Annotated in this window: 11 protein-coding genes; 5 read left to right on the forward strand and 6 right to left on the reverse strand. The window is 67.9% G+C overall.

Translation table 11 applies throughout. From position 1 onward, the window contains the following. From ASH01_RS06825 to ASH01_RS06845, 5 genes are all read left to right on the forward strand, one after another. Entirely contained in the window at nt 1-723 is a 723-nt protein-coding gene (locus ASH01_RS06825) for a DUF72 domain-containing protein (protein ID WP_056773389.1), read from the forward strand. Nucleotides 724-956: 233 nt separating this feature from the next. After that, nucleotides 957-1,316 (forward strand): CYTH domain-containing protein, encoded by a 360-nt coding sequence (locus tag ASH01_RS24000; RefSeq protein WP_200961773.1) that lies wholly within the window; start codon nt 957-959, stop codon nt 1,314-1,316. A gap of 182 nt (nt 1,317-1,498) precedes the next feature. Beyond that, complete coding sequence (locus ASH01_RS06835) at nt 1,499-2,488, forward strand: CHAD domain-containing protein (RefSeq protein WP_235509556.1); 990 nt, start codon at nt 1,499-1,501, stop codon at nt 2,486-2,488. Between the two features lie 336 nt (nt 2,489-2,824). Next, nucleotides 2,825-3,238, forward strand: coding sequence for a VOC family protein (locus ASH01_RS06840; protein WP_056773401.1), 414 nt, complete (start codon nt 2,825-2,827; stop codon nt 3,236-3,238). Nucleotides 3,239-3,778: 540 nt separating this feature from the next. Then, nucleotides 3,779-5,761, forward strand: a complete 1,983-nt coding sequence (locus ASH01_RS06845; protein ID WP_082619567.1) for a potassium transporter Kup — start codon at nt 3,779-3,781, stop codon at nt 5,759-5,761. Between the two features lie 274 nt (nt 5,762-6,035). On the opposite strand, the gene ASH01_RS06850 is transcribed toward ASH01_RS06845, so the two are convergent. From ASH01_RS06850 to ASH01_RS06875, 6 genes are all read right to left on the reverse strand, one after another. After that, nucleotides 6,036-6,362: a hypothetical protein gene (locus ASH01_RS06850; protein ID WP_056773404.1), complete on the reverse strand. Its 327-nt coding sequence runs from the start codon at nt 6,360-6,362 to the stop codon at nt 6,036-6,038. 727 nt (nt 6,363-7,089) lie between these two features. After that, nucleotides 7,090-8,814, reverse strand: a complete 1,725-nt coding sequence (locus ASH01_RS06855; protein WP_200961775.1) for a ribonuclease J — start codon at nt 8,812-8,814, stop codon at nt 7,090-7,092. A 391-nt stretch (nt 8,815-9,205) separates the two neighbouring features. Next, nucleotides 9,206-10,321 (reverse strand): glycosyltransferase, encoded by a 1,116-nt coding sequence (locus ASH01_RS06860; RefSeq protein ID WP_056773406.1) that lies wholly within the window; start codon nt 10,319-10,321, stop codon nt 9,206-9,208. Continuing rightward, nucleotides 10,314-10,907, reverse strand: a complete 594-nt coding sequence (locus ASH01_RS06865; RefSeq protein ID WP_056773408.1) for a class I SAM-dependent methyltransferase — start codon at nt 10,905-10,907, stop codon at nt 10,314-10,316. Before ASH01_RS06865 ends, ASH01_RS06860 begins: the two co-directional genes overlap by 8 nt. Before the next feature lie 437 nt (nt 10,908-11,344). Then, nucleotides 11,345-12,043, reverse strand: coding sequence for a hypothetical protein (locus ASH01_RS06870; RefSeq protein ID WP_056773411.1), 699 nt, complete (start codon nt 12,041-12,043; stop codon nt 11,345-11,347). 162 nt (nt 12,044-12,205) lie between these two features. Next, entirely contained in the window at nt 12,206-13,015 is an 810-nt protein-coding gene (locus ASH01_RS06875) for a CPBP family intramembrane glutamic endopeptidase (RefSeq protein ID WP_082619571.1), read from the reverse strand. Nucleotides 13,016-13,536 lie beyond the last annotated feature (521 nt).

Below are 13,536 nucleotides of genomic sequence, written 5' to 3' on the forward strand. Positions count from 1 at the left end.
GTGGACGTCCGGGTCGGCCTGTGCGGTTGGACGGTCTCGCAGGCGTCGTACGTGCGGCGCTTCCCCGTCGTCGAGGTGCAGAACACGTTCTACGACCCGCCGGCGGACGCCGTGCTCACGCGCTGGCGGACCCAAGTACCGGACGACTTCGAGTTCACGATGAAGGCGTGGCAGATCGTCACGCACGAGTCCAACAGCCCGACCTACCGCCGATTGAAACAGCCTCTGCCGCACAGCGCCCACGGCCAGGTGGGAGGGTTCCGGACCACGCCTGAGGTCCTTGCAGGTTGGGAGCGGACTCTCGAGTGCGCCCGCCTGCTGCGGGCCACCGCTGTCTTGCTCCAGTGCCCGAAGAGCTTCCGCCCGACGGCGGAGAACGTCCAGCGCCTGCGTGGCTTCCTCTCGAAGGTGGAGCGGCCGGCCGGTCGGCTGCTGTGGGAGCCCCGCGGCGAGTGGCCCACGTCGCTGCTCAGGGAGCTGTGTGCCGAGCTGGACTTGGTGCATGTAGTCGACCCGATGCAGACCGAGACGGTGACACCGGAGCAGACCTACTACCGCCTGCACGGCACCACGGGATCGCGGCACGTACACACGGATGACGAGCTGCGTCGCTTGCTAGACCTGGTCGACGGCCGCCCACGGCCATACGTCATGTTCAACAACCTGCCCCGCACCGGCGACGCAGAACGTTTCCTCGACCTGCTCTCTGGCGAAGGTGCGTGAAAGCGCGATCTAAAGATGCGGCGAACGGACGCAACGCTTTGTGCGGTCGAAGTGCCCGGTTACCGGACGCTGCGGATGCCACCCGAAATAGCCGTCGGGGGGCGGCTCGACGCTGGGGTCTGCCCAGTCGAGTGCAGTGCGCACGGAGGGTTGGCCGAGCCCGGCACCCACCGTGAGAGGTCAACCGTGGCATCCCGGCTCCCGGCCGCCGCTGCTGCGCGAAGATGATGGACATGAGCCCTACTCGGCATGACGAGGTTGAGCGCAAATATGACGTCGACCCGACGATGGTGTTGCCGAACCTGGCCGAGGCCGAGGGCGTGGGCTCGGTCCGTCCGCCGGAGGAGTTCCGGTTGGACGCGGTGTACTTCGACACGGCGGGTCTGGATCTGGCCCGCCGAGGAGTGACCCTGCGACGACGCAGCGGCGGCGCCGACGCCGGCTGGCACCTCAAGCTGCCCGTCAGCGGGGACACCCGCACCGAGCTGCAGGTTCCACTCGGGCAGGCAGGGGAGAGACGGTGCCCGCCTCGTTGCTCACGCACGTGCGGGCCATCGTGCGGGACCGTCTGCTTGGTGCCGTCGCATCGGTGAGCACGACCCGTCGTGAGTATGTGTTGTGTGGCTCTGACGGCGCCGTCCTTGCCCGGGTCTGCGACGACCATGTGCGGGCGCACAGATTGGACGACCGGAGCCCGGAGCAGTCGTGGCGGGAATGGGAGGTCGAGCTCGACGGTGCGTCCCCGACATTGCTGGACGCCGTGGAGGCGCACCTCGTGGCTGCGGGAGCCTCACCGGCGCGGGTGTCCTCGAAGTTCGCCCGCACCGTCGGTGAGCTCGCATCGGCTCTCCCGGCTCCGCCCTCGAAGGACGACCTGGCCGGAGGAACTGCAGGGCTGCTTTTCGTCGCGCTTCTGACGGAGCAGACGGCCAAGCTGCAACTGCGGGACGCTGGCGTGCGGGCCGGGCAGGCCGGGTCGATCCATCGCATGCGGATTGCCGCGCGCCGGCTCCGGTCCGCGCTGACCAGCTTCGCCCCGATGCTCGAGCGTGCCGCGACCGATCCGGTCCGAGCGGAGCTGCGCTGGCTCGGTGAGTCCCTCGGGCAAGCCCGCGACGCGCAGGTCCTGCGTGAGCACCTGACGGGGGTGCTCGGACAGGAGCCCCCAGAGCTGGTCGTCGGCTCCGTCGCCGCGCGGATCGACGACGAGTTGAGCGCGGCATACGAGGCCGGACGCGAACGTGCCCTAGAGGCCCTCGAGAGCGAACGGTACCTTCGGATGCTCGACGCCCTCGACGACCTGGTCGGGGCTGCGCCGCTGAGCCCGGACGCCGAGGCGGCCGCGGAGGAGGGCGTACGCCGGCTGCTGCGCCGCGACGTCAAACGGCTGGATCGCGAGGTTCGTGCGATCACGTCTGCGCAGGATCCCGAGGCCCGCGACGTCGCCTTTCACGAGGCGCGGAAGAAGGCCAAGCGGCTGCGCTACGCCGCTGAGGCCGCCACACCTGTCGTCGGCAAGCGAGCCCGCTCCCTGGCAGCCTCCGCCAAGAAGGTCCAGGAGGCCCTCGGGGTCCGTCAGGACTCGGTCGTCGCCCGTCAACGGCTACGTGAGTACGGGATGCAGGCCCACCTCGACGGCGACAACGCCTTCACCTTCGGCCGCCTGCATGCCCTGGAGCAGGCCCGCGCCGACCGAGCCACCGCTGACTTCGCCACCGCCTGGTCGACGTTCCACAAGAGGCAGATACCCCGCTGGGTGGGCTAAGGACATCGGCCGGTTCGAGTTCCAGGCTGGGGAGTGCTGCCCGCCTCCAGCGGCCGGACTGGCGTGCCTCTCCTGGCCCAGATGCTCGGTGATCTGTATCCCGCGGGACGCCGGCGATGCTCGTGCTCGTCTCGTTGACCACCCGAGTGTCGGCGTCAGGGAACTGGGGGAGACGTCTACGTCACGACGGCTCCCGGGGTGACGGATCGGCTCAGGGGGCCACGCGGCGCGTGTAGTAACCCGACGGTGCGACCATTCAAGCTTCGACCGTTCCGGAAGTAGACCGTCCTCTTTGCTGGGTACCTTGAAGGCAAAGCTCGTGAGAGGACCAGAAGGATGAAGATCATCAGGCAGGTCACGGTCTTTGATGCGGCCGACATTGACGCCGAAAGCGCATTCTGGGCTGGCCTCGTGGGCGGGCACGTCTTCGGAGACAAGCAGTTCCACTGCGTCATCGACGAGGCCGGCAACTGGCGAATCGGCGTTCAGCACGCCCCGAACCACGTCCCACCGCAATGGCCCGACGGATCCCCCCATCAGATGCACCTCGACCTGCACGTGGAGGAGCCGATCCAGGCTCATGAGCGAGCCATGGCGCTCGGAGCAAGCCTGCTCATGAAGGCTCCTGACCTCACGAGCGAAGAGGGACACCAGGTCTACGCCGACCCCGCGGGTCACCCGTTCTGCATCGGATGGGGTCACCCCTCGCAAGAGGTAATCGCGGCCTTCGTCGCCCAGAAACACGAGTGATCGAAGCTGAGCGGAGCTGCCGCTCACGGGAGGTCGCCTCGCGGCGGAGTGACGCAGATGGTGCAGCCGCTTTGCGTCGAGTCCACTCGGTGCTCGGTCGCGAACAATGCCTCGCGAAGGTCATCTGTACTGGTCGCCGCTGTTGTCGGTGGCGATTCAGAAGATGCCCCCGCCTCCTCCGGCGCCCCAGGGAATGAAGTGGAAGGATGTGTTCTCGCCCGAGCTTCGGTCTGGATGTACCGAGGCGTCGAAGTGGTTGCGACCGCAGAGAACGCAGACCCGTTCGCGCATGCCCGCGACGGTGGTTCTTCGTGTTCATGAGTTGAGAGTGCGCCGGGGGCTCGGGGATGTCTGTGCGCTGCGCGACATACAGGGCTAATCCCGGACTCGTGCCATGGGAGATGCGCCKGACAGGCGGCGAAAAGACGCACGCTGCTCCGTGCCCGTGCCGACGAGTGCAGACATCTGGTGAGGTCCGTGATCTAGCGGATCTGCCGGACTCGTCGGACGGGCCGTCGGCACCCGTGCCACGATGACGGTGTGACGTCCGCGGGCGAAGCGACACCGCCGGCCGCGCGGCAACCAGAATCCGCGGGACCGGGTGCGGCGCGCCCCAGCGGCATCCACGGCCACCATCACAGCAGCGGCAGGACGTTTCCGCTGGCGCTTGGCGCGCTGGGCATCGTCTTCGGCGACATCGGCACGAGCCCGCTCTATGCGATGCAGACGGTCTTCAGCATCGAGCACAACACGGTGCGGGCCAACCGAAGTGATGTTCTCGGCGTGATCTCCATGGTCCTGTGGTCGATCACCCTCGTCGTGTCGATGAAGTACGTGTCACTCGCCATGCGGGCCGACAACGACGGGGAGGGCGGCATCCTCGCGCTCGTCGCGCTCCTGCGCCGCCACCTGCAAGGCACTCGTCGGCTCGCAGCGGTCATGGCGATGGGCCTGCTCGGCGCCGCCCTGTTCTACGGGGACGCGGTGATCACGCCCGCCATCTCGGTCCTGTCGGCGATCGAGGGACTCGAGGTCGCCAACCCCACCCTTGCCGACCTCGTGCTGCCGATTGCCCTCGTCGTGCTGTCCGGGCTGTTCGTCATCCAGCGTTGGGGCACGGGCGTCGTGGGCAAGGCCTTCGGTCCGGTGATGGTCCTCTGGTTCACGGTGCTTGCCATGCTCGGCCTGCCTCACATCGTCGCGAACCCCCTGATCCTCCAGGCCATCTCGCCGACGTACGCGTTCATGTTCGTCGCTCAGCACCCGTTCATCGCGTTCGTCGCGATGGGCGGGGTGGTGCTGACCATCACCGGCGCCGAGGCGCTCTATGCCGACATGGGTCACTTCGGCGCCCGCTCGATCCGCCTCTCCTGGTACGTCGTCGTCTTCCCCGCGCTCGCCGTCAACTACCTGGGGCAGGGTGCGATGATCCTCGCCGACCCGTCCGTCGTGTCGAACCCCTTCTTCCTGTTGGCCCCGTCGTGGGCCGCCCTGCCCCTCGTGCTGCTCGCCACGGTGGCCACCGTCATCGCCTCGCAGGCAGTCATCTCGGGCGCCTTCTCGGTGTCCCGGCAGGCCGTGCGACTGGGGATGCTGCCCCGGCTCGCCGTGCGGCACACCTCCCGTGAGGAGGGCGGCCAGATCTACGTGCCCGTCATCAATTGGATCCTCTTCGTCGGCGTGCTCGTGCTGACCGCGGCGTTCCGGAGCTCGAGCCGGCTCGCGGCGGCCTACGGGCTCGCGGTCACGGGCACCCTGCTCCTGACGAGCGCACTCTTCCTGCTGCTCGCGAGGTACGTGTGGCAGGTCCAGACGTGGAAACTCGTCGTGTACATCGTGCTCGTCGTCGCCGTCGAGCTGACCTTCCTCGGCGCCAACCTCACGAAGATCGTCAACGGCGGCTGGCTACCGCTCGTCATCGCGGCCCTGGTGGTCGCGATCATGACGACGTTCAGGCGCGGGACCGATGCGTTGCATGCCGAGGAACGAGACCTCGAGGGCCCGCTCCAGCTCTTCCTCAAGGTAGTTCGCGACCACCCCGAGCTCGTCCGGCGCGTTCCCGGGGTGGCCGTCTTCCCGCACCCCAATGCGACGACGACGCCGCTCGCTCTGCGGGCCAACGCCGACTTCAACCACGTCGTCCACGAACAGGTCATCCTCGTACAGATCGTCAACGAGAACGTGCCCCACATCCGCCACGTAGACCGCGTCGAGGTCGACGACCTGGGCGACGCCACCGACGGGTTCGTGCACGTCAAGGTTCACGTGGGCTTCACCGACAGCCAAGACATCCCCAAGGGACTGGCACTGGCCGTCGGAACATCGCGTGCGCTCGACGTCGATCTCGATCAGGCCCACTACTTCCTCTCGGTGCTGACCGTCCAGGCGACGGGCCACCGTGGGCTACGCACGTGGCGCAAGCGCCTCTACGCCTGGATGTACCACAACGCCGCGAACCGGACGGAGGTCTTCCACCTGCCACCCGAGCGCACCATCGTCATGGGCGCCCACATCGAGCTCTAACCGGAAGGTGGTTCGGGACACGGCGTGGTGGATGACCCCGCGTTGTCCCCGCATCCGCGCCGGGGTTCTGGTCCCGCGGCAGGGGCCGTATCGCGCCTTCTGGGGCTGCAGCACCTTTCCAACGTGCCGACACACCAGCCAGCAGGCCGAACACGCGTATCAGTGTGTGCCCCGCTAGCGGCGAACTGACGCAGACGGGTAGTCCTAGCGACCGCCCCCTCGCGAAGGTCGCGGTTTACCCGGTGAGGGGAGACCGCGCCAGCAGCGGCGCCTCTCAGACAGTCTGAGTCGTGGGCTGGGGTTGTACGTCTGTCTTTTCTACGAGCTGTTCGACGACTTCCTCAGCCAGGTTCTCGTGGCGGGCCGCTTGGGCTTCCTCGTGCTGCTTCACCTCGACACGAGCGGCCTGCCACGCCGACCAGTGGCCCGAGACGAGAGCCCACAACGACAGCGCTGACACGTACACCACGGAGTTGACCCAGTGCGTCACCAGCGACACCGGGATCATCACGAGCCAGAAGATGGTGAACCAGCCGTTGACCCGGCGCATGAAGACCGGGTCGCCCTGAACGCTGGCCCAGAGGGACTTGATGACCGTCACCGAATGCCTCCACTTCGCAAAGGGCTGCGCGGCCGCAGCGAGCAGAGATTAGGGCTAGATGCTGAGAGTCCGCTACATGTCCGTCTGGGAAGTCCGTCGCGTCTTGTTCGACCTGCAGAATGAGGTGCGGCCCGGCACGCGGCGATGGGACGCAGCCGCCTCGGCATTCACGGACCTTCTAGACGGGACCCGCTCCCGGGTCGAGCGGGCGATGTCGCGTCCCCCGGTTGAACCATGGCTTGGCGCCGCGCGTCGTGATGTGTGGGGCCGACCCCGAAAAGGTTGGCGCCCGATGGGAGGGGTGGTCCGGGTGCTGACCAAGCGATGGATGATCGCAGGACTTGTGGCAGTCGCTGTCGTGCTGGTCGTTCTCGTGATCGTCTACGGCGGTGCCGGTGGCGGTGGTGGTGGGGAGAGCGGCTATTAAGCCGCCGCATGAACTCGCTCACGGCGTCAGCCCAGGATCGATACGGTCCTCGGTGCCTATGGAGCCCGACGTGTGGACGATCGCGGCGATATGACTCGGGCTTCCGGCGCACCGCTCACTGTGTCTGTCCGGTGGCCCTTGGGGTTGAGGATCGGGTGACCAGTGCAGCGTCTCTAGCGCGGATGGCTGGTTGGGGCAGTGGGTGACGTCGGACATGCCAGGTCTCGTGAGGGCGGGTCCGCAGCCAAGATCGTCATCCAACCCTCGGGAGGGTGTTGCTCGCGGCGGGCCTGCGGAGGCTCAGGCGTCGACGATGACTGGGATGATCAGGGGGCTGCGGCGGGTTTGTCGGTAGGCCCAGTTGGACATTGCCTGACGGACGAGTTCCTCGATCTGCTCGATGTCCTCGATGTTTTCTTTGTTGGCGGTGGTGAGTGCCTTCTGGATGGCGGGTGTGGCCTTGGCGAAGTCGCCTGGGGCGTGTTCGAATCCGTGGGCGAGGTAGTCGGGCTCCTCGGTGAGTTTGCCGGTGTCGGGATCGACGATGCAGACGACTGTGATGACTCCTTCCTCGGCCAAGGTGCGGCGCACGTGGAGCGACTCCTCGGTTGCTCCACCGACGGTCATGGCGTCGACGTAGACGAGCCCGGCAGGGACGGAGCCGGTGATCTTCGCCTGGCCATCGACGAGGTCGATGACGGCACCGTCGTGGGCGATGAGGGCGCGTTTGGGGTCGACGCCTGTCCGGATGGCGATGTCGGCGTTGGCCCGCAGGTGACGCCACTCACCGTGCACGGGCAGCACGCTGGAGGGTTGGACGATGTTGTAGCAGTAGGCGAGCTCGCCGGCGCTGGCGTGGCCGGAGACGTGAACCTTGGCGTTGCCCTTGTGCACGACGTTCGCGCCCCAGCGGGTCAGTTCGTTGATCACGCGGTAGATCGCGTTCTCGTTGCCGGGGATGAGGGAGCTGGCGAGCAGCACGGTGTCGCCCTCGGTGACGCGGATGGGGTGGTCGCGGTTGGCCATCCGGGACAGGGCGGCGAGCGGCTCACCCTGCGATCCCGTGCAGATCAGGGCGATCTGGTTCGCCGGGCGGCGTTCGAGCTGCTTGAGGTCGATGACCAAGCCCTGCGGGATGTCCAGGTAGCCGAGGTCCGCGGCGATGCCCATGTTGCGCACCATGGACCGGCCGACGAAGGCCACCTTCCGTCCGTGGTCGCGGGCCGCGTCGAGCACCTGCTGGATGCGGTGCACGTGGCTGGCGAAACTCGACACGATGACCCGGCCTGGCGTCGTCCGAAACACGGTCTCGATCGCGGGGGAGAGCTCGCCCTCTGACACCGTGAAGCCGGGGACCTCCGCGTTCGTCGAGTCGACGAGAAAGAGGTCGACGCCTTCCTGGCCGAGGCGAGCGAACGCACGCAGGTCGGTCACCCGACCGTCGAGCGGGAACTGGTCCATCTTGAAGTCGCCCGTGTGAAGGACGAGACCCGCCGCGGTGCGGATCGCGACGGCGAGCCCGTCGGGGATGGAATGGTTGACGGCGATGAACTCGCAGTCGAAGGGACCGAAGGTGCGCCGGTCGTCCTCGCTGACCTTGACGGTGACGGGGGTGATGCCGTGCTCCTTGAGCTTCGCCTCGAGGAAGGCGAGCGTGAGACGCGAGCCGACGACCGGAATGTCCGCCCGCTCGCGCAGTAGGTAGGGCACGCCGCCGATGTGATCCTCATGGCCGTGCGTGAGCACGATCGCGTCCACCTTGTCGAGACGGTCCCGGAGCCAGGAGAAGTCAGGCAGGATCACGTCGACACCTGGCTGGTGCTCCTCAGGGAACAGGACGCCGCAGTCGACGATGAGCAGCCGCCCGGCGTACTCGAAGACCGTCATGTTGCGGCCGATCTCACCCAAGCCCCCCAGGGGAACGATCCGAAGGCCGTCGCGCGGCAGCCCGGGAAGATCCTGGGACCGCCGAGAGGCGCGTCCCCGCCCGCGGGTCTGAGGTCTGCGACCGCCGCCCGCGCTCATAGCCCACGCCTCGAACGGTCGAAAACCGGCGAGTCAGCCGAACTGGACGGGGCCGGGTTCGGGCTTGTCCGGTCGGTTCTGGGACTCCGCTGCGCTGGCATGGTGATCCTTGTCGTGCTGAGCATGGGACTGAGTCTCTCAGCACCTGCCCCACCGTCGCCGCCTGGGCGTACGCGGCGTTGGTCATTTGACGTTGTTTCTCCCGCCGGGTCGTCGGCTGGAGAGTAGCCGCGTCGCCGGGTGGCCGTGCCTGAAACACCTCGGTGCGAACGGCCACTCGTCGGCGGATCCGGTAACGCCGACGCGCCCCGCAAGCGGCGGGATGACGCAGCGGTGAGCCGGTCACGGCTCGATCGACCGGTTCGTGTCACGCGGGTGCGTCGGCGGCTCGCTACGGTGAGGCGTGGGACTTATGTGGGGTGGCCGGTTGCTCAGGCATGAGCTGCCGGTAGGTGTCGGCGTAGTACGGCGCGATCTGCTCAGGGGTGAAGCGTGCGGCGTAGACGCGCCCCGGTGTGGGGTCGGGTACCCCCCGCCCGTGCAGGAGCTCGTCCATGGCGCAGGCGAGCTCTTCGGGGTCCTCGGGCGGGACGAGCACACCGCGGCCCTGTCCCAACGTGACGGGTAGCCCTTCGACGGCGCTGGCAAGGACGGGCACCCCCAGCCCCAGGGCGAGGACGGCACTCTGGGACCAGGCTTCCTCCCGGGACGGGACGACGTGCAGGTTGGCTCCGGAGATGTAGGAGCCGGGCGAACGCACCCATCCCGGCAGGAGAACCCGGTCGGACAGGCCGAGGGCGTGCGACCGGGCAGTGAGGGACTCGCGCAGCGGACCGTCTCCGAGGAGGAGCGTCGTCGGCGGATCGGGGAGCAGGGCCAGTGCCTCGAGCAGGACGTCGACACCCTTCTCGGGGTGCAGGCGCCCGGCGAAGGTCACCCTGAGGCTGGGCAGGCCGGGCAGCGGTCGCGCATCGAAGCCGTCGACGATGGAGCGTCCCTCGCGCATCCGGCTTTCCGGGACGCCGAGTGATTCGGCGAAGCCGCGGGCGGCGGGGCCGTGGGCGAAGAAGGCCGCAAGGCGTCCGGCGGCGGCGCGGGCTTGGGCGACATGGTCGCCGTACGGCCAGGTCATGGCGTTGTGCTCGGAGGCCACGAGCGGAACCCCGTCGGGCACGGCGGCCGCTGCCGCCCACCAGGCCCCGAACATGTGGGCGTGGACGAGGTCGGCGTCGGCCAGGCGGGGGCGCAGCCATGCTGCGAAATCGGTCGACGGCACCCATTGCAGGTGTGCGTCCCGAGCGAAGGTCTCGACGGGCACGTCGAAGGCGGCCGCGAGGGCGATCCCTTCGTCGGTGGCGTCCCCGGCGTACAGGCGGGTGTCGAAACCCTCGGAGCGCAGGGCGGCGGACAGCCGCAGCGCGGAGAGCTGGGCCCCCCCACGCTCCAGCACTCCGATGATTCGCGCGATCGTGAGCGGCCGCCGGCCCGTCGAGGTCGGGTCAGCCATGGCTGGTGCCCGTGGCCTCGGCGGCCATCCGGGCCACGGCTACGCCCCCACGCTCGGGGCTGCGGTCGAAGGTGAGGCCCGTCTCGTGCTCCCACCGGCGCAGGACCTCCTGCTCCCCGGGACGATCGGTGTCGTCGAGAACGACGGTGGCGCCCGGGGCAAGGAGGTCTGCGAGAACCGGCAGGGCGGGGTAGCGGGCCAAGCCGTGGCCGGTGGCATGAGCGGGCGGGCCGTCCACCAACAGCAGGTCGATCGAGTCTCCTCGTAGCGCTTCGCGAAGTCCCTGGGCCAGGGCCGCCTCGTCGTACCAAGCGAGGCCGGGGTCGGCGCGGGCGTGCGGCACCAACGGCGCTGGAACGATCGTGACATCGGTCCCCATGCCTTCGCGATCGAGCTGGTCGCGCACCCACCGGGCCCAGACCGGGTCGTGCTCGACGCTCGCCATGAGGAAGCCACCGGGCGGTGGTCGCTGGTGCAGCAGGCGGGCCAGCAGAACGGTGCTGACACCGCTGCCCAGTTCGACGATGCGACGCCGCTCGTTCAGGACGATGTCGTTGCACACGGTCACGAGCCCGGCGGGTCGCATCGCGCCCGAACTCCACGGCAAGTACGGGCCGGACAGTGCAGTAAGCCCGTGCAGGGCGCCCCGTCAGAGAAGCCACGACCTGCCGGCGTCGAGAAACTGGTCACGGCCACAGGCCGACCGTAGCGCGTGACGGACCCACAAGCGGAAGGTGTGTCATCGATCTGCATCGTGTCCGCCGAGTGCTGGTCAGAGAGCTAACCGATGACGTCCAATTGGCCGCCCGGGAGGGCGCGCTCGTAACGCGACGGCCCGAGCGAGCGCAGTCAACTGGCCCTTGCAACGGTGGCGACTCGGCACGTCCGGAACACGGCAGGCGCCCCTTCGCGGCGGATAGACGCGCGTCGGGACATGCAGCGGCGGACAGGACGGAGACGCGAGGGCGGAGCGGACGTCGCGCGACGGTCAATGGCAGAGTCGAGGCAGCAGAGCCTCAGGGATCAAGAATTGGCCATGAATGCGTCGTTGTCCTGGCCACCGGCTAACGACTCAGGCGCTGCGTCGCCGAGGGGCGGAAACTCTCCCCGCAGGTTGAACGAGACGCGGTGCGCCTTCCTGAACTCCCCGCCGATGCGCAGGCCCGCTTGTCGGGCGTTCGAGACCAGGTCGGCGTCGACTCCACTGTCGTGCTCGTAGGTGAAGGTCAGCGCGAACTCACGCATGCCGCCGTGGAGTCTGCCGTCGATGATCCCTCGCCAACCCGGCTGGTCGATCCATAGAAGTGGCGGGAGGGCTCGGGGATGCGATCCGTCACCGCTGGCCTGGTAGATGCCCCGTAGGTGTTCCGAGTCGCTCTTGTTGCCACCGAAGCTCAACACTCCGAAGAGGATCTCGACGTCGGCCTTCGCCTGGTCAGAGATCTTGCCCGAGTAGGACAGATCGATCCTGCTCGCTCCGAGCGCAGTGAGCATGGCGATCGCGTCGTTTGTCTTTTCGACGAGGATCTGCGAGTGGTAGCTCGCCAAAGGGATGAGTCGCTTCCTGCTTACGGGATGGCGGACGTAGACGACGTCAGGCTCCGGGTAGCCCACCTCGAACTCGGACGCCTCGCTGAGAGGCTGCTGCTCGATGTAGAGACGCTCCGAACTGTCCGGCATGTCGATGGGCTTCTCGCCGTAGAACGACACCAGTGCTGCCATGGCGTACCTCCATATCTCCGCTCATGTCCGGCTGAACCTATAGGGCCTGGACGACACGGATGCCTACTGTCCAGACGACACGCGGCGGAAGGACACGGCCGCTTCGCGGCGGAAGGGCACGGTTGTCTAGCCGCTTGGTCGGCCATGAGGTGAATCATGCGGTCAATGAAGAACGAGCGCGAGTGACGCCGCCACGATGAGCACCGACTGCAGACTGTGCACGATGATGGCCAGCCAGGCACTGGTGTACCGGCGGGCGGGATAGGCCAGCGCCAGACTGTCCAGCAGGATCTTGGGGATGGCCCACGGCATGTGCAGGTGATAGGCCGCGAACAGGACCCCGTTGGCCAGCCAGTCGGCGCGGCCGAAGACGCCGTGCATTCTTGGCAGCAGGAGCCCGCGGAAGAGCAGCTCCTCTCCGAGGATCGTGTTGAAGACGGCCATCACAACGATCGCCGCGAACCACGGCCAGTTCCCCGACAGGAAGTCGTGCCCCTCTGAGGACCGGAGGAGAACCCCGAGGTCTCGACCGGCCGGGACCGGCAGCGAGGGCAGGAGCTGCTCGATGCCGACGACGAGAATCGCCGGGACCAGCACCCACCACAGCCGTCCACCGATGCGGCCGGTGCCCGGGCTACGTGGCGGACGCAACCACAGCGCGTCCTTGACGGCGCCCCAGTGAAGGGGACCGATCTCGCGTCGCAGCAGGACCAGGACCACGACGCCTTGCCACATCAGGCCCACCGTCAGACATGCCAGCAGTGCTTTCGGCCAAGCGGCAGGACCACTCAGCCGATCCGCCAACGCCGGGGTGACCAGCCAAGCCAGCACCGCCATCGGCAGTGCCGCCAACGCCCACACGCCCAGCACCTGGCGCAGGCTGTACTGAGGTGGCGCGGCCCTCGCTGCTGACGGGGACCTGCCGTCAGGGGGGACGGCCATGCGCTTCAACGTTCGGTCGAGATCGTGCATGTTCCGCAGAATGCGCCCCGTGGCCACCGCTCCACATCCGGAATGACCCTGACGTCGATCCCGAACCAGCCCTGAGCTGCCACCCAGTCGCCCGTGAACCCGAGCTCCCGGGGCTCGGGGTTCATCCGGCCTTCGCGCGAGGGGCGCACACCACCCAGATGCGGACCCGGTTCCCCCACCTTGACCGACTTCGCTGCAGCCAGCGCTATCCCTTAAGCCCACCGCGGCGGTCGACTGGCGGCGATGTGACGCAGATGGTGCAGCCGCTTTGCGTCGAGTCCACTCGGTGCTCGGTCGCGAACAATGCCTCGCGAAGGTCATCTGTACTGAGGTCGCCGCTGTTGTCGGTGGCGATTCAGAAGATGCCCCCGCCTCCTCCGGCGCCCCAGGGAATGAAGTGGAAGGATGTGTTCTCGCTCGAGCTTCGGTCTGGATGTACCGAGGCGTCGAAGTGGTTGCGACCGCAGAGAACGCAGACCCGTTCGCGCATGCCCGCGACGGTGGTGGGCTGCCAGCGGTGG

The sequence above is a fragment of the Terrabacter sp. Soil811 genome (assembly GCF_001429655.1).
Taxonomy (GTDB): Bacteria; Actinomycetota; Actinomycetes; order Actinomycetales; family Dermatophilaceae; genus Terrabacter.